Source organism: Jannaschia faecimaris (genome assembly GCF_900107415.1).
GTDB classification, from domain to species: domain Bacteria; phylum Pseudomonadota; class Alphaproteobacteria; order Rhodobacterales; family Rhodobacteraceae; genus Jannaschia; species Jannaschia faecimaris.
This window is the reverse complement of record NZ_FNPX01000003.1, coordinates 264198-279526: the sequence shown is the minus strand read 5'-3', so window position 1 is coordinate 279526 and position 15329 is coordinate 264198. Positions and strand designations below refer to the sequence as shown.

General features: G+C 65.4%; 17 protein-coding genes. 13 read left to right on the top strand and 4 right to left on the bottom strand.

The genetic code is table 11. The features are described 5' to 3' along the window. Positions 1 to 89 precede the first annotated feature (89 nt). On the bottom strand, positions 90 to 734 hold the full coding sequence (locus BLV27_RS05860) for an arylesterase (protein WP_092643867.1): 645 nt from the start codon (positions 732 to 734) through the stop codon (positions 90 to 92). Between the two features lie 58 nt (positions 735 to 792). Here BLV27_RS05860 and BLV27_RS05855 point away from each other — a divergent pair, with 58 nt between their 5' ends. The 7 genes from BLV27_RS05855 (at position 793) to BLV27_RS05825 (ending at position 9179) form a co-directional block, all read left to right on the top strand. Next, entirely contained in the window at positions 793 to 1482 is a 690-nt protein-coding gene (locus BLV27_RS05855) for an ABC transporter ATP-binding protein (protein ID WP_092643822.1), read from the top strand. After that, positions 1479 to 4001 carry an ABC transporter permease gene (locus BLV27_RS05850; RefSeq protein WP_092643819.1) on the top strand — a complete coding sequence of 841 codons (2523 nt, stop codon included), beginning with the start codon at positions 1479 to 1481 and terminating at the stop codon, positions 3999 to 4001. Before BLV27_RS05855 ends, BLV27_RS05850 begins: the two co-directional genes overlap by 4 nt. Positions 4002 to 4117: 116 nt before the next feature. Then, the gene (locus BLV27_RS05845) at positions 4118 to 5065 is read left to right on the top strand and encodes an ABC transporter permease (protein WP_092643816.1); all 948 of its coding nucleotides are present in this window, start codon (positions 4118 to 4120) and stop codon (positions 5063 to 5065) included. Beyond that, a complete protein-coding gene (locus BLV27_RS05840) occupies positions 5062 to 5877 on the top strand; it encodes an ABC transporter permease (RefSeq protein ID WP_092643813.1) in 816 nt (271 codons plus the stop codon). Before BLV27_RS05845 ends, BLV27_RS05840 begins: the two co-directional genes overlap by 4 nt. After that, positions 5874 to 7403, top strand: a complete 1530-nt coding sequence (locus tag BLV27_RS05835; protein WP_092643810.1) for a dipeptide ABC transporter ATP-binding protein — start codon at positions 5874 to 5876, stop codon at positions 7401 to 7403. Before BLV27_RS05840 ends, BLV27_RS05835 begins: the two co-directional genes overlap by 4 nt. Before the next feature lies 1 nt (position 7404). Continuing rightward, positions 7405 to 7719: a DUF1272 domain-containing protein gene (locus tag BLV27_RS05830; RefSeq protein WP_092643807.1), complete on the top strand. Its 315-nt coding sequence runs from the start codon at positions 7405 to 7407 to the stop codon at positions 7717 to 7719. A 14-nt stretch (positions 7720 to 7733) separates the two neighbouring features. Then, entirely contained in the window at positions 7734 to 9179 is a 1446-nt protein-coding gene (locus BLV27_RS05825) for an aldehyde dehydrogenase family protein (RefSeq protein WP_092643804.1), read from the top strand. A gap of 45 nt (positions 9180 to 9224) precedes the next feature. Here BLV27_RS05825 and BLV27_RS05820 read toward each other — a convergent pair whose 3' ends face one another. Beyond that, a complete protein-coding gene (locus BLV27_RS05820) occupies positions 9225 to 9593 on the bottom strand; it encodes a nuclear transport factor 2 family protein (RefSeq protein ID WP_092643801.1) in 369 nt (122 codons plus the stop codon). A 116-nt stretch (positions 9594 to 9709) separates the two neighbouring features. On the opposite strand from BLV27_RS05820, the gene BLV27_RS05815 reads away from it, so the two are divergent. From BLV27_RS05815 to BLV27_RS05795, 5 genes are all read left to right on the top strand, one after another. After that, positions 9710 to 10450, top strand: a complete 741-nt coding sequence (locus BLV27_RS05815; RefSeq protein ID WP_092643798.1) for an SDR family oxidoreductase — start codon at positions 9710 to 9712, stop codon at positions 10448 to 10450. Between the two features lie 57 nt (positions 10451 to 10507). Then, positions 10508 to 10813: a hypothetical protein gene (locus BLV27_RS05810; RefSeq protein WP_092643795.1), complete on the top strand. Its 306-nt coding sequence runs from the start codon at positions 10508 to 10510 to the stop codon at positions 10811 to 10813. Between the two features lies 1 nt (position 10814). Continuing rightward, positions 10815 to 11789: a P1 family peptidase gene (locus BLV27_RS05805; RefSeq protein ID WP_092643792.1), complete on the top strand. Its 975-nt coding sequence runs from the start codon at positions 10815 to 10817 to the stop codon at positions 11787 to 11789. 219 nt (positions 11790 to 12008) lie between these two features. Further along, positions 12009 to 12218: a hypothetical protein gene (locus tag BLV27_RS05800; protein WP_092643789.1), complete on the top strand. Its 210-nt coding sequence runs from the start codon at positions 12009 to 12011 to the stop codon at positions 12216 to 12218. Positions 12219 to 12267: 49 nt separating this feature from the next. Continuing rightward, the gene (locus BLV27_RS05795) at positions 12268 to 12453 is read left to right on the top strand and encodes a hypothetical protein (protein ID WP_092643785.1); all 186 of its coding nucleotides are present in this window, start codon (positions 12268 to 12270) and stop codon (positions 12451 to 12453) included. Positions 12454 to 12643: 190 nt separating this feature from the next. Here the strand turns inward: BLV27_RS05795 and BLV27_RS05790 are convergent, their stop codons facing one another. After that, on the bottom strand, positions 12644 to 13087 hold the full coding sequence (locus tag BLV27_RS05790; protein WP_244504556.1) for a nucleoside deaminase: 444 nt from the start codon (positions 13085 to 13087) through the stop codon (positions 12644 to 12646). 73 nt (positions 13088 to 13160) lie between these two features. Between BLV27_RS05790 and BLV27_RS05785 the strand changes: the two genes are divergently transcribed. Continuing rightward, positions 13161 to 14690 (top strand): pseudouridine synthase, encoded by a 1530-nt coding sequence (locus tag BLV27_RS05785; RefSeq protein WP_092643782.1) that lies wholly within the window; start codon positions 13161 to 13163, stop codon positions 14688 to 14690. Here the strand turns inward: BLV27_RS05785 and BLV27_RS05780 are convergent. Then, positions 14687 to 15307: an inner membrane-spanning protein YciB gene (locus BLV27_RS05780; RefSeq protein WP_092643779.1), complete on the bottom strand. Its 621-nt coding sequence runs from the start codon at positions 15305 to 15307 to the stop codon at positions 14687 to 14689. The genes BLV27_RS05785 and BLV27_RS05780 overlap by 4 nt on opposite strands. Positions 15308 to 15329 lie beyond the last annotated feature (22 nt).

Below are 15329 nucleotides of genomic sequence, written 5' to 3'. Positions count from 1 at the left end.
CCGACACGACGCGCCAAAGTCTCTCCCCCCTGACTGCCCCGGCGCGTCGCCGCTACGCCCCCGTCCTCCCCGGCGGGGGCGTTTGCCGTTCAGGGATTTGCATTCTTTATAAGATCGAGAACACGAGGGCCGAAGGCGTCCACGATGACCCCCACACCGTCGCGGTTCGGATGAATGCCGTCGTCCTGCATGTAGCTGGCACGGGCGGTCGCCATGTCGCTGTCGACCACCAGTGGCCCGAGGAAGCTCGGCTCCAGCAGCGTATCGTATTCTTGCGACAGCTCGACATACATGGCGTCGAAGGCCTGCTGGAAGTCGGGACCGTAATTCGCCGGGGCCTCCAACCCGACAAGCAGGACCGGCAGGTCGCGCGCGCCCGCCACCCGTGACAGGATCGCGTCGAGGTTTGCCCGGCTGGACGCCACGGGCAGGCCACGCAACAGGTCGTTGCCGCCCAGCGCGAGGATCATCGCGTCCGTATCCTCCGACAGCGACCAGTCGAGCCGTGCCAACCCACCCGCTGTCGTGTCGCCCGACACGCCTGCGTTTACAATTTCGACATCGACATCACGGGCGTCCAGCCAAGCCTGAAGCTGCGGAACAAAGCCCTGCCCGTCGGGCAGCCCATACCCAGCCGTCAGACTGTCGCCCAACGCCACAACCTGCAGGGTTTCGGCATGGGCGGGCGTGCTTAAAATCAAGGCAGCCAGCGAAGAGTGAACCAACTTGTTCATTGGTGCGAATACCCCATATCTCCAATCAAGCATTCGCCCTAACCCAAGGAGAAACCCCATGGTCCTGTCACTGCGCGACGTCGAATTGTCGCTGCAAGGGAACGCCGGGATGGTCGACATCCTGCATGGCATCTCGCTTGAGGTGGCCAAGGGGGATACGCTGGGGCTGGTGGGGCCGTCGGGATCGGGCAAGTCGTCTCTCCTGATGCTGATGGGCGGACTGGAGCGTGCCACCGGCGGCGAGGTCAAGGCGCTCGGCAATGACCTGACCGCGATGGACGAAGACCAGCTGGCCCGCTTTCGCCGTTCACATATGGGGGTGGTTTTCCAATCCTTCCACCTGATCCCGACGATGACCGCGCTTGAAAACGTCGCGACACCGCTGGAACTGGCCGGTGTTACCGACGCATTTGACCGCGCCGCCGAGGAATTGAAGGCCGTCGGGCTGGGACATCGCACCGATCACTACCCCGCGCAATTGTCGGGGGGCGAGCAACAGCGCGTCGCCCTCGCCCGCGCTGCGGCTCCGCGTCCTGATATCCTGCTCGCGGATGAGCCGACGGGGAACCTCGACCAGGCCACGGGCGAGGCGATCATGGACCTTCTGTTCGACTTGCGCGACCGACACGGCTCGACCCTCGTGATGGTCACCCACTCGACCGAGCTGGCGGCGCGTTGTGATCGCACGATCCGCCTTGTGGACGGGCGGCTGGACGCCGAAACCCGGAACGCGAAGGCCGCGGAATGACCTGGCTGAAGCAGGCGGCGACGATCGCAAGACGCGAATTGCGCGGCGGGCTGGCCGGGTTCCGCATCTTCCTTGCGTGCCTGGCGCTCGGCGTGGCGGCGATTGCAGCGGTCGGGTCGGTCCGGGTGTCGATCACAGAAGGTCTCGCGCGCGAGGGCAGCGTGATCCTGGGTGGCGACGCGGAGGTGGAATTTGCCTATCGCCGGGCGAACGAAGAGGAGCGCGCGCTTCTGGCCACCTATGGAACAGTATCCGAGATCATCGATTTCCGCTCCATGGCCGCGACAGGTCTGGGCGCGGAAGCGGACCGGGCGCTCACCCAGGTGAAAGCGGTCGATGACCTCTATCCGCTGGTGGGCACGGTGGAGCTCTCGCCCAACATGCCCATCGCCGAGGCGCTGGCCGACGGCGGCATCATCGCGCACCCCGTTCTGGTGGACCGGCTGGGCCTGACGATCGGGGACTCGCTTTTCTTGGGCGCGCGGGAACTGACCCTTCGCGCGGCGTTAACGCGCGAACCGGACGCGGGCGGCGCGGGCTTTGGCCTCGGGCCCCGCACGATCGTGTCGACGGCCTCGCTGGAAGGGTCGGGGCTGGTGTCCGAAGGCAGCTTGTTCGAGTCCGAATACCGCATAGATATGGGCGACTTGCCCGACACGGCGTTGGACGCCGCACAGGCCGAGATTGAGACGGCCTTCGCCGACAGCGGCGCGCGTTGGCGCGACCGGCGCAATGCCGCGCCGCAGGTCGAACGGTTCGTGGACCGGATCGGCAGCTTCCTTGTGCTGGTTGGCCTGGCCGGCCTGGCCGTGGGCGGCGTCGGCGTTTCGGCAGCCGTGCGCAGCTACCTCGACCGCAAGACAGGCGTGATCGCCACGTTGAAAACACTCGGGGCAGAAGGGCGCGTGATCTTCGCCGCCTATATGATGCAGATCGGCGTTCTTGCAGCCCTTGGCATCGTTCTGGGCCTGATCCTCGGCACGATCATCCCGATCGTCGTGGGCCCCCTGATCGAAGCCCAACTGCCCGTACCTGTCGCGCTTGGCGTGCATGTCAGCCCCCTGTTCGAGGCGGCGTTGTACGGTGCGCTGACTGCACTCATCTTCACTCTCTGGCCGCTTGCGCGAACGGAACAGGTGCGCGCCGCCAGCCTGTTCCGCGACGCGACTGGCAACACCCGTATCTGGCCGCGCAAACGCTACATCGCGGCATTGGCCGTGGCGGCGGTCGCCTTGATCGCGTCTTCAGCCCTGTTGTCGGGCATCCCGGAACTTGCGCTGTCCTCGGCGGCGGGCATCGCGGTCGCGCTCGTTCTGCTGATTGGAGCCGCTTGGGGCGTGCGACGTTTGGCACGCAAACTGGCCAGCACGAAGGTCGTGCGCGGCTGGCCAGCCCTGCGACTGGCGCTCGGCTCGGTCGGGGGACCGGGGGGCGAGGCGACAGCCGTTGTCCTGTCCTTGGGCCTGGGCCTGACGGTATTGGCTGCCGTGGGGCAGATCGACGCCAACATGCGCGCGGCCATCGACCGCGACCTGCCCGAACGCGCGCCATCGTATTTCTTCGTCGACATCCAGCCAAACCAACTGGAAGGGTTTCTGGATCGCGTCGAAAACGACCCTGCCGTCAGCCGCGTGGATACCGCGCCGATGCTGGGCGGCGTTGTGCGCTCCATAGCCGGGCGTCCCGCGTCGGAGTTTGACCATTGGGTCACGCGCGGCGACCGCCGGATCAGCTTTGCCGACACGCCGGGCAAAGGTACGCGGATCGTCTCGGGCGAATTCTGGCCCGAGGATTACGCCGGTGAACCACAGATCAGCTTCGCGCGCGAAGAAGCGCATGAGCTGGGAATCGAGCTGGGGGACAAGGTCACGCTGAACGTGCTGGGCCGCGACATCACGGGGACGGTCACGAACTTCCGCGAAGTGGATTTCTCCTCGGGCGGCATCGGCTTCGTCATCATCTTTAACACCGCGGCCCTTCAGGGCGCGCCGCACACATGGCTTTCAACCGTCTATGCCGAGGAAAGCGCGGAGGCTCAGATCCTGCGCGACGTGGCGGGCGATGCGCCCAACATCACCGCGATCCGGGTGCGCGATGCAATCGCCTTGGTGACCGAGGCGCTCGGCGCGCTTGCGGCGGCCACCAGTTGGGGGGCGGGCGCGACGCTGTTGACGGGCTTCATCGTCCTGATCGGCGCGGCCGCCGCGGGTGAGAGGAGCCGGACTTTCGAGGCCTCGGTCCTCAAGACGCTGGGAGCAACGCGCGCCACCATCCTGCTGAGCTTCGCGCTACGCTCGGCCCTGTTGGGGGCGGCGGCAGGCATCGTGGCCATCGGGGCAGGGGCGCTTGCCGGGTGGGGCATCCTGACTTTTGTGATGGACGCCCCCTATGCGTTCGAATGGCGCTCTGCCATGGCGATCGTCGTCGGCGGTGCCTTCGCGACGCTGCTGGCGGGCCTGGCCTTTGCCTGGCGACCATTGGCGGCGCGACCTGCCGGAGTCTTGCGCGCGCAGGACTGACGGACCGGCGAAAGCCCCGGCGTTACAACGCCTCGGGGTCAGGCTGGGGGGACAGCAAGCACGCAGGGCCGATCCCGCCCTTCCCCCCGGCGCACACCACGTCTAGCGTCGCGGCAATGACCCGCACGATCCTCATACGGCTTGTTTCAATGGCGCTGTCCCTGTCGGTGGCAAGCGTCGTGATCTTCGTAATGCTGCAAGCCGTACCCGGCGACCCGGCCGCCTTCATGCTCGGCCTGAACGCGCAGCCCGATACGGTGGCGGCCTTGCGGGCCGAGCTGGGGCTGGAGGGATCGCTGATGCAGCGCTACCTAGCCTGGGTCGGTGGGATGCTGACCGGGGATTTCGGCACCTCCTATACTTACCGCGTGCCGGTCGCCGGGCTAATCGCCGACCGCATCGGGGTCAGCGCGCCACTGGCGGCCTATGCCTTGATCCTGACCGTGGTGATCGCCGTGCCCGCAGGCCTGCTGGCGGCGACGCGGCGGGGGCGTCCGTCGGATTGGGGTGTGATGGGGGCTACGCAACTGGGCATCGCAGTACCGAATTTCTGGTTTGCGATGCTGTTGGTCTTTCTGTTCGCGGTGAAACTCCGGTGGGTGTCGGCGGGGGGCTTTCCCGGCTGGACCGACCCCATTGCCGCGGTGAAGGCGTTGACGCTGCCGGCGGTGGCGTTGGCCCTTCCGCAGGCGTCGATCCTGGCGCGGGTGCTGCGCGGTGCGCTGATAGACACGCTGGATCAGGATTACATCCGCACGGCGCGGGCCAAGGGACTGAGCCGCCGCGCCGCGACCGTGCGCCACGCGCTGCGCAACGCCGCGATCCCGGTGCTGACGATCCTGGGGCTGCAATTCAGCTTCCTTCTAGCCGGTGCCATCATCATCGAGAACGTATTCTTCCTGCCCGGTCTTGGGCGGCTTATTTTTCAGGGCATCACTCAACGCGACTTGATCGTGGTGCAATCGGTGACGATGCTTCTGGTCTTCGCGGTCATCGCGGTCACTTTCGCGGTCGAACTGGCCTATACGCTCGCCGATCCCCGTCTACGCAGGCGCGCAACATGAGGGGAGCCATGATAATCGGAGCCGTGCTGACCGCGATCTTCGCATTGGCCGCCCTGCTCAGCGTCGTCTGGGTACCGCATGATACCAGCGTCCTGAACATCTCACAGCGGTCGCTGGGCATATCGGGCGCGCACCCGCTGGGAACCGACCATTTCGGGCGCGACATGCTGTCGATGCTGATGGCGGGGGCCCGCACCTCGATTGCCGTGGCACTGGTCGCGGTGGGGATCGGCATCGCATTGGGCGTACCGCTGGGCTTGGCGGCCGGGGCCAATCGCGGAAGTTGGCTGGACGAAATCATCATGCGGGGAAACGACCTGATCTTCGCGTTCCCCTCGCTGGTGATCGCGATCCTTATCACGGCCGTCTTCGGACCCTCGGCACTCAACGCGATCCTTGCGATCGGCATCTTCAACATCCCCGTCTTTGCACGGGTCGCGCGGGGGGGCGCGCTCCCGCTCTGGACGCTGGACTACGTGATGGCGGCCCGGGTGGCAGGTAAGGGGCGAACGTTGATCTCGGCACAGCACATCCTGCCCAACATCGCCAGCCTGCTGATCGTGCAGGCCACAATCCAGTTCTCGCTGGGCATCCTGGCCGAGGCGGCGCTGTCCTACGTCGGCCTTGGGGCACAGCCGCCGACGCCCAGTTGGGGACGGATGCTCGCCGATGCGCAGACCATGATCTACTCCGAACCGCAGTTGGCCATCCTGCCCGGTCTTGCCATCGTCTTCATGGTTCTGGGCCTCAACCTGCTGGGCGACGGGTTGCGCGACGCGCTGGATCCCCGGCTCAGGAGGGTGCGCGGGTGATCGCGCTCGACCGTCTTTCGCTTTCAATTCACGGCACAGCGATCCTGCGGGAGGTGTCGCTGACGCTGACGCCCGGTCAAATCACCGGGCTGGTGGGGGAATCCGGGTCAGGCAAGTCGATGACTGCGCTGGCAATGATCGGGCTGTTGCCCCGCGGGGCAGAGACAAAGGGCGCGATCCACCTCGACGATACCGACTTGCTGACCCTGACCGAACGCCAATGGCTGGAGGTGCGCGGCAACGACATCGGCATGATCTTTCAGGAGCCGATGACCGCCCTTAATCCAGTGCAGACCATCGGCGCGCAGGTGTCCGAAACACTGCGTCTGCGCGGCATGGCGCGGGCCGAGGCGCTGGCCATCGCGCGTGACAAGCTGGACCGCGTGGGGCTTGGGCATGTTCCGCTCGATCGCTATCCGCACGAGTTGTCGGGCGGACAGCGGCAACGGGTCTGCATCGCGCTGGCCATTGCCCGGCGGCCGCGCCTGCTGATCGCGGACGAGCCGACGACCGCGTTGGACGTCACCACGCAGGCCCAGATCCTGGACCTGTTGCACGACCTTGTGCGCGAGGAAGGGATGGCGCTGCTGTTGATCACGCACGATCTGGGCGTGGTCGCCGGGCTGGCCGATCATGTTGCAGTCATGAAGGATGGTGAAATCGTCGAAGCGGATGCGACCGAGGCCCTGTTCCGGACCCACGCGCATCCCTATACCCGCGACTTGCTGACCGCTTCGCAACCGGCACCCCGCGCGGGCCGGGATATCGCAGCCAGCCCGGTTCTGACGGCTGAAAGCGTGACCCGCACCTATGGTGCTATGCGGGCAGTCGATGAAGTGTCGCTGACGTTGAACCGGGGCGAATGCCTGGGACTGGTTGGCGAATCCGGCTGCGGCAAGTCCACCCTGACGCGGGCTTTGCTGGGGCTGGAGCCGGTACAGTCCGGTGCAATCACCCTGATGGGCAAACCCGCCGGCACCGCGATGACCCGCGCGGATCGCGCACGCCTGAGCGTGGTCTTCCAGGACCCCTACGGCAGTTTCAACCCGCGCTGGACCGTCCGTAAACTGGTGCAGGAACCCTTTCACCTGACAGGCAAGCCCGCCGACGCGGAGGCCCGCGCAGGTGAGGCGCTGACCCAGGTCGGCCTGACCGCCGACGATCTCGACAAGTATCCCCACCAATTTTCTGGCGGCCAGCGTCAGCGCATCGCCATCGCCCGCGCCCTGATCACCCGACCGGACGTACTGGTGCTGGACGAAGCCGTCAGCGCGCTGGACGTGCGGGTGCGGGCACAGGTCCTCGACCTGCTCAAAGACCTTCAGATGCGGCTGGGCCTTGCCTACCTGTTCATCACCCACGACCTGACGGTGGTGCGCGCCGTGGCGGACCGGATACTGGTGATGCAGGCCGGGCGGGTCGTGGAGGAGGGGCCGACATCGCAGGTGTTCAACGCGCCGCAGCACGATTACACAAAAACATTGCTGGCCGCCGCGCCGACCATCCCGGAGGAGTGGACCGCCTGACATGCTGGACCTGCGCCCAAACTGCGAACTCTGCGATCGCGACCTGCCGCCCGACTCAAAGGATGCGCGTATCTGCTCTTACGAATGCACGTATTGCGCCGACTGCGTGGAAACCCGGCTGCACGACGTCTGCCCGACCTGTGGTGGTAATTTCGCGCCCCGCCCGATCCGGCCCCTTACCGCGTTTCGTGACACGCACCGGCTGGGCCTGGGTCACCACCCCGCCAGCACAACGCGGGTACATTCGAAATTCACCACCGACGACATTTCGGCCCATGTCGCCCGCATCCGCGACATTGCGCCCGAAGACCGCTGAGACAGGAGCCCTCCATGACCGACGCCCTCTGGTTCGACCCTTCCGAAATGCTTATCGGGGGCCGCTGGCTGCGCGCCGCCGAGACACTTCCGCTGGGCAATCCGTCAACCGGGAAGACAATCGCCCAGATTCCCCGCGGACAGGCCCGTGACATCGATTCCGCCGTTGCCGCGGCGCACCAGGCGCTGTCGGGCGATTGGGGCCGGATGTCGGCGCTGGAGCGTGGGCGCATCCTGACCCGCATCGGCCAAATGGTGCTGGAGCGTGTCGATGAGTTGGCCGAGCTGGAGGCGCTGGACGTGGGCAAGCCCCTGAAACAGGCGCGGGCCGATGCCGTGGCACTGGCGCGCTACTGCGAATTCTATGGCGGCGCTGCGGACAAGGTGCACGGCGAGACGATCCCCTATCTGGAAGGCTACACCGTTTACACCCTGCGCCAGCCGCACGGTGTAACGGGCCATATCGTGCCCTGGAACTACCCGATGCAAATCATCGGCAGGTCGGTCGGCGCGGCCCTGACCATGGGCAACGCCTGCGTGCTCAAACCCGCCGAGGAGGCCTGCCTGACCGCCTTGGCCTTCGCCCGCATCGCCGTTGACGCGGGGCTGCCGGACGGCGCGCTGAACGTGGTGCCCGGTCTCGGGGCCGAGGCGGGTGCCACGCTGACCGCGCATCCCGGCATCCACCACATCAGCTTTACCGGCTCGGTCGCGACGGGTCGGCTGGTGCAGAAATCGGCGGGTGACAACGTGGTTCCGGTCACGCTGGAGTTGGGCGGCAAGTCGCCACAACTGGTCTTTGATGACGCCGATGTGGACGCCGCGCTGCCATTTCTGGTGAACGCAGGTATCCAGAACGCGGGCCAGACTTGTTCGGCTGCGTCGCGCATCTTGGTGCATCGCGCGATCCATGACGATGTAGTCGCACGCATGGCCGAGCGCTACAGCGCGCTGCGCGTCGGTGCGGCGATGGACGATCTGGACATGGGGCCGCTCATCTCCGCCCGGCAAAAGGAGATTGTCGAAAGCTTCCTGGCGCGGGCAGACGGCCTGACCATCGCCGCGCACGGTGAAATCGTGCCCGGTACAGATCCGGACGGCAGCTATGTACGCCCGACGCTGTTATCCGGCGTCACACCGGATCACTCGTTGGCGCAGCAGGAAATCTTCGGCCCCGTGCAGGTCGTTATCCCCTTCGAGAGCGAGGCCGAAGCGGTGCAGATCGCCAACGGCACCGATTACGGGCTGGTGGCGGGCGTCTGGACGCGTGACGGGGCACGGCAGATGCGTCTGGCGCGCGACCTGAGGGCTGGCCAGGTGTTTATCAACAATTACGGCGCGGGCGGCGGTGTGGAATTGCCTTTCGGTGGGATCGGCAAGTCGGGACATGGTCGCGAAAAGGGATTCGAGGCGCTGTACGGCTTCAGCCAACTCAAGACCGTTGCCGCGCACCACGGCTGACGGCCCCAGACGGCGACCGAATATAGGGCAACACCACGCAGGCCTTCAGGTCGTAGGGTAGAAGAACTCCTCCCGCACGATTTTCCCGTTCTTGACGGTATAGACACCAATGTCCCGCATGTGCTCCGTCTCGCCAGTTTCGCGCTTTTTCATCGTCATGTCGAAGATCACAGCAAACCGGTCGTCGCCGTGCGGCATTGGGTCGGAGACGTCGCCCGAAACCTGATCGTACATGCTGGCAAACCATTCGTGCTTGCCGTGAATTCCGGCCCGACCGACCGTCTCCCGGCCGTTGCCCATGTCGGCGGCTTCCACGCTGACGGCGTCCTTGGCGTAGAGTTTGTCTATGTTTTCAGTCTCCCGACCGTCACGGCAGCCGGCGACCAGTTCGCGTGCCACTTCATCGCGTGTCATTTCTCCAACCTCCCTGACTGCAAGACGTCAAGTGTACCACATGCAACAGGCGGACGGGACGGAATTGCAAGGCCCCGCCGCCTCAGGCATCAAGAGACCGAACGGGGAGGATCGACATGAGACTGGACGGCAAGACGGCCATCGTGACCGGCGGGGCCTCGGGCTTCGGACGGGGAATCGTGGAGAAATTCGCGGCCGAGGGCGCGCGCGTCCTGATCGCGGACATGAACGCCGACGGGGCAGCCGAGGTGTCGCAGGCCGTGATGGGCATGTGGGAGCGGGTCAACGTCGCTGACGGCGAGGACTGGGCGCGTCTGACCAAACGGGCGATGTCCGATTGGGGCCGCATCGACATCCTGGTCAACAACGCGGGCATCACCCACCTGCCCAAGCCGATGGAAGACGTATCCGAGGAGGAGTTCGACCGCGTCCTGGCCGTAAACGCCAAGTCGGTCTATCACTCCGCGCGCCACATGGTGCCCTTGATGAAGGCCGCGAAGACAGGAGCGATCCTGAACGTAGCCTCGACCGCCGGGGTCAGTCCGCGCCCGAACCTGAACTGGTACAACGCCTCCAAGGGCTGGATGATCACTGCGACCAAGACCATGGCCGTTGAACTGGCCCCCCACGGTGTCCGCGTGAACTGTCTGAACCCGGTTGCGGGCGACACGCCCCTGTTGGCCAGCTTTATGGGCGAAGATACACCGGAAATGCGCGCGAAGTTCCTGTCGACCATTCCGCTCGGCCGGTTTTCCACGCCGCGCGACTTGGGAAATGCCGCGTGCTTCCTGTGCTCGGAGGAGGCGTCGATGATCACCGGCGTGGGTCTGGAGGTGGATGGTGGCCGCTGCATCTGATCGAAGCCGCACGGGCCTCGACGAGCGCAGCGGTTTAGAATTGAAGGCGGGGAAGGCATGAAATTTCATGTCTCGATCGGTATTCTGGCGGGGAACTTCGCCGCGCAACAGCTGGCGTTCGCACATCTGCTGGATGTCGCGCCCGAGGCGGATTTCGATCAGGTGGAAGTTATTCGTCGCAACTTCGAAGCCCGGTTGGCGCATTTCTTTGCTGCCGGAGAGGGACCGGAGACGATATCCGAGGACACGCTGGTCCTGATCCTGCCGGGCGCGAAAGTCCCCCTTGTGCGTACCGACCACCTGCGCGTCGTCGGGCGGTTTCCCGGCAAGATCACCCGCGCTCTGATCCCCGAGGAAGACTGACATGCGGCCCGGCCCCCGGAACCTGATCACGGATGTCGCGGGCCTGCGGGTCGGTAACTCCGAAGACGCCACCATCCGCACCGGGACAACGGTATTGCTGGGCGACAAGCCGTTCGTCGCAGGCGTGCACGTGATGGGAGGCGCGCCAGGAACCCGCGAGACGGACCTGTTGGCCCCAGATAAGCTGGTGCAGGAAGTGGACGCGCTGGTCCTCTCTGGCGGTTCAGCCTTCGGGCTGGACGCGGCTTCGGGCGTGGCGGATGGGCTGCGGGCAATGGGGCGTGGCTTTGCCGTCGGCGACCAGCGGGTACCCATCGTCCCGGCCGCAATCCTGTTCGACCTGCTCAACGACGGCGACAAGGGCTGGAACCGGAACCCCTATGCCCGATTGGGCCAAAGGGCGCTGGCGGCGGCGGGCACCGATTTCAAACTGGGCACGGCAGGCGCGGGTTTTGGGGCGACCACCATGGACCTTGCCGGAGGTCTCGGCTCGGCGTCCGTGGTGCTGGACTGCGGCATAACCGTGGGCGCGCTGGTCGGGGTAAATGCGCTTGGTCGGGTTTGCGACGATGCGGGCAGGTTTTTCGCAGCCCCGTGGGAGATCGACGGCGAATTCGGCAACTTGGGCCCCGGCACCCTTGACCCGACTTGGGAGCCGTATGGCAACGCGACGCCCGGACAATCGACGACCATCGCCATCATCGCGACCGACGCGCTTTTGACGCAGGCGCAAGCGACGCGCTTGGCCACGGCGGCGCATGACGGGATGGCGCGCGCGATTCTGCCCAGCCATACGCCTATGGACGGCGACCTGATCTTTGCCGCCGCAACGGGCGCGCACCCACTGCCTGATCCCGTCTGGGACGGGTTGCGCCTGGGCCATGCCGCATCCGCCTGCCTGTCGCGCGCCATTGCGCGTGGCATCAAGGCTTCGACCGGCGGATCGCTGCCGTCTTGGGCTGACAGACACGGCTGAATTGGCCCCGGGGCGGGTGCCCCGACCCTCGAGGAATCCGATGTCTGCGCACGCAACATTGAAGTCGGTGCAGAACGCCATGTCGGTTACTGCATTTTCGCACCATTATTAGAGAAATATCTTTCTCGCGTGCATTGAGAGTCACCCAGAGGCGGCCCATATCACCTCCTCTGCGGGGCAAATTGTTCCCGTAACGAAATCGGATTTGGAAAAGACACCATGAAACTCTTCGCAATGACCGCCGCCCTCGTCACTCTGTCGGCCCCCGCTTTCGCCGACTCCTCGGCAATCGAGCGTTTCAACGCCAGCAAGAACAACGGCGACAAGATCGTCTCGACCGCGCCCTCGACCCGCAACGGGGACAGTCACAGCCCCAAGGCCCAGGCGATATTCGATCAGATCCAGGCCGCCAACGCTGAAGACGAGTAATCCGGTCTTTCGCAGAACACATGGCAATCAACCCAGGAAGGACTCACCGATGACCCATTTCGCTAAATCCGCCCTGCTGATCGCCGCTCTCTCCGTTTCCATGGCTTCCGGCATCAGCCCAGCCATCGGCGATGAAGCAGCGGCCCAGCCGGTGCTGACGACGTTCAAAAGTGACCGTGGTGGCCACACGCCCGCGGCGCAGCTTATCCTCGCGAGCATCGCATCCGAGGACTGACCAAGACGGTTCGTTCCTCTCCGAACCGTTGGAAAGGCGCGCTCAGCCAGGGCGCGCCATTTTCGTTACGATGATTAGGCTTGGCGTTTTTTTCTTCCAGTCTTTTCTGTCGCAACCGACGTGAGGGCCTTTGGGGTAAGCAAGACCAATTCGCGGCACAGGCGTCGCGGACACGTCGCAAGTCGGACGTTCAGCGTCGGCCCGCAAAGAAACTCCGCAGCAGGGCGGTGCAGGCGTCTGCGTCGATGCCATCGTGGATTTCGGGAACGTGATGAGTCTGTGGATGCTCAAAGACCCGCGCGCCCACCAATACCCCCCCCGATTTCGGATCCGCCGCGCCGAAATGAAGCCTGTCCAGCCGCGCATGGGCAATCGCCTGGGCACACATGGCGCACGGCTCCAGCGTGACCCAGAGCGCGCAGCCTGTCAGACGCTCCTGCCCCAAGGCCGCACAGGCGGCGCGAATGGCCAGCAATTCTGCATGCGCGGTCGGGTCGCTCAATTCCCGAGTACGGTTTCCGGCGCGCCCAAGAATTTCGTTTCCTCGGGTAACGACCGCGCCTACGGGCACCTCGCCCCGCTGGGCGGCGGCGCGGGCCTCGGACAGGGCTTCGGGCATGAACGAACTGAACATGGAACGCAGATGCCGTGCCGCGCGCCATCGCGCAAGGCTTCCCCCGGCACCGGAACCGGCGTAGAGCGCCCCCATGACAGAGAACACAGACAGAGCGGGCGATCGGATCGCCAAGGTGATCGCGCGGGCCGGGCTGGCCTCCCGCCGGGATGCCGAGAAGATGGTTGCCGACCTGCGGGTCAAGGTGAACGGGAAAACCGTGTCCAACGTCGCGCACAACGTGATGGACGGGGACAAGGTGACCGTGGACGGCACGCCCCTGCCCAAAGCGGACGGCGCGCGGCTTTGGCTCTACCACAAGCCGGCCGGCTTGGTGACCACCGAAAAGGACGAGAAAGACCGCGAGACGGTCTTCGAAACCCTGCCGGAGGAGTTGGGCCGCGTGCTGTCGGTCGGCCGGCTGGACCTGAACTCCGAAGGGCTGCTTCTGCTGACCAACGACGGGGATTTGAAGCGGCAACTTGAGCTGCCTTCGACCGGATGGCTGCGACGGTATCGCGTTCGGGTGAACGGTAAGCCCGACGACGCCGCGATCAAGAAGCTGGCCGACGGAATCACAGTCGAAGGCGAAGATGGCCCAGAAACATTCGCACCAATGCAGATCACGTTCGACCGACAGCAGGGCGCGAACGCCTGGCTGACGGTAGGCCTGCGCGAAGGCCGCAATCGAGAAATCCGCCGTGCTTTCGCCGCCGTGGACATGTACGTGAACCGCCTGATCCGCACGAGTTACGGTCCTTTCCAGCTGGGCAACCTGCCCGTTGGAGAGGTGGAGGAGATCAAACCACGCATCGTCAAGGAACAGTTGGGCGGAACATGGGACGGTGAATTGGCCGAGAGCCGCAAGGAAATTCCGGTCGACGAAAAGAAAGACGCCCGCGCCGGGCGCGATGGCGCGGGAGATGCGAAGGGGCGCAAACCCCGGTCCGCGGGCGACCGGCTGATCGACCAGGGACGCGGCAAGGATCGGCGCAGCGACGATGCACCGCGCGGCAAGCCACGTTCCGGCAGCCCCGCAGAGGCCCGCGTTGCGCGCGCCGCGAAAGGCGACCGCCCCTGGACCGGCAAGCCACCCGTGACACGTAATGATGGCGACGGATCGCGCCCCCCGCGCGGGGCTCGTCCCGACAGGGACGACAAACGTGGACCGCGCCCGGCGCGCGATGGCGACGCCCCCCGCAAATTCGGGGCGAAACCCACCCGCGATGGCGACGCCCCCCGCAAATTCGGGGCGAAACCCACCCGCGACGGCGAAGCCCCCCGCAAGTTCGGGGCCAAACCACCGCGCAAGGACTGGGACGGCAACCCGGATCGCCCCTCACGCGAGGGCGACCGCGCGCCTTGGGCCAAGGGCGATCGCGACGCCGGTTCGCGTGATGACAAACCCCGTGGCAACCGACCGGATCGTGGTGGCAAACCCGGCGGCCCGAAGCGGTTTGACGACAAGCCGAAGGAAACGAAATCCGAACGGACGGCGCGGCTGCGGGCCGATAGCTCGATCAGTCTGCGAAAGGGCGGTCAGAGGGGACGCGGCATCGCGAAGCCGAAGAAGGCCCCATCGACCAAGCGGATGAAAAAACCCGAGGGCGGCGGCGAGGATTAATCCTCGCCCGGCGCTTCTTCCTCGCTGGAGTGCGCCTTCATCAGGCCGGCCTGCGCGATGAAAAAAGCGAACATCGCGACAGGCAGGCCGAAGGTCTTGAAGTTGACCCAAGCGTCAGTGGACATCGTGCGCCAGATCGCCTCGTTCGCCAGCGCCAGCCCGACAAAGAACCACGCCATCCGCTTGGTCAGTATCATCCAGCCGTCATGCGTCAGCGGCATCGCCTCAGACAGGACCATGGCGAGATAGCTGCGCCCGCGCCACAGCCCGAAAAAGAAGACCGCCGCGAACAGCAGATAGATCAGCGTGGGCTTCATCTTGAAGAAACGCTCGTCATTCAGCCAGACTGAAAGTCCGCCGAATACCGTCACCAGCACCGCGGTCACGATCTGCATCTGGCTGAGCTTGCCGGTCAGCCGCCAGAGAAGCGCGGTTGATGCCAGAATCAGCGGTACGAACAGCGCCGTGACCACGATGAAACCGCCGTATTCGGTGCCGGAAATCGTGAATGTCTCGTCCTTGAGGTAGACGTAGCCCGCGAAAAACAGCGCGACAGGCCCGAGTTCCAGCGCGGTCTTGGCCCAGCCGGGTACGGATTTGGAATCGGGATCGGTCATGGGCGTCTCCTGTTGTCGCATG

Excerpts from the sequence above, each read along its gene's own strand:
- BLV27_RS05860 (WP_092643867.1), bottom strand. The coding sequence starts at position 734 with ATGAACAAGTTGGTTCACTCTTCGCTGGCTGCCTTGATTTTAAGCACG.
- BLV27_RS05855 (WP_092643822.1), top strand. The coding sequence starts at position 793 with ATGGTCCTGTCACTGCGCGACGTCGAATTGTCGCTGCAAGGGAACGCC.
- BLV27_RS05790 (WP_244504556.1), bottom strand. The coding sequence starts at position 13,087 with ATGTTCAGTTCGTTCATGCCCGAAGCCCTGTCCGAGGCCCGCGCCGCC.
- BLV27_RS05800 (WP_092643789.1), top strand. The coding sequence starts at position 12,009 with ATGAAACTCTTCGCAATGACCGCCGCCCTCGTCACTCTGTCGGCCCCC.
- BLV27_RS05780 (WP_092643779.1), bottom strand. The coding sequence starts at position 15,307 with ATGACCGATCCCGATTCCAAATCCGTACCCGGCTGGGCCAAGACCGCG.
- BLV27_RS05845 (WP_092643816.1), top strand. The coding sequence starts at position 4,118 with ATGACCCGCACGATCCTCATACGGCTTGTTTCAATGGCGCTGTCCCTG.
- BLV27_RS05840 (WP_092643813.1), top strand. The coding sequence starts at position 5,062 with ATGAGGGGAGCCATGATAATCGGAGCCGTGCTGACCGCGATCTTCGCA.
- BLV27_RS05785 (WP_092643782.1), top strand. The coding sequence starts at position 13,161 with ATGACAGAGAACACAGACAGAGCGGGCGATCGGATCGCCAAGGTGATC.
- BLV27_RS05805 (WP_092643792.1), top strand. The coding sequence starts at position 10,815 with ATGCGGCCCGGCCCCCGGAACCTGATCACGGATGTCGCGGGCCTGCGG.
- BLV27_RS05825 (WP_092643804.1), top strand. The coding sequence starts at position 7,734 with ATGACCGACGCCCTCTGGTTCGACCCTTCCGAAATGCTTATCGGGGGC.
- BLV27_RS05815 (WP_092643798.1), top strand. The coding sequence starts at position 9,710 with ATGAGACTGGACGGCAAGACGGCCATCGTGACCGGCGGGGCCTCGGGC.
- BLV27_RS05810 (WP_092643795.1), top strand. The coding sequence starts at position 10,508 with ATGAAATTTCATGTCTCGATCGGTATTCTGGCGGGGAACTTCGCCGCG.
- BLV27_RS05830 (WP_092643807.1), top strand. The coding sequence starts at position 7,405 with ATGCTGGACCTGCGCCCAAACTGCGAACTCTGCGATCGCGACCTGCCG.
- BLV27_RS05795 (WP_092643785.1), top strand. The coding sequence starts at position 12,268 with ATGACCCATTTCGCTAAATCCGCCCTGCTGATCGCCGCTCTCTCCGTT.
- BLV27_RS05820 (WP_092643801.1), bottom strand. The coding sequence starts at position 9,593 with ATGACACGCGATGAAGTGGCACGCGAACTGGTCGCCGGCTGCCGTGAC.
- BLV27_RS05850 (WP_092643819.1), top strand. The coding sequence starts at position 1,479 with ATGACCTGGCTGAAGCAGGCGGCGACGATCGCAAGACGCGAATTGCGC.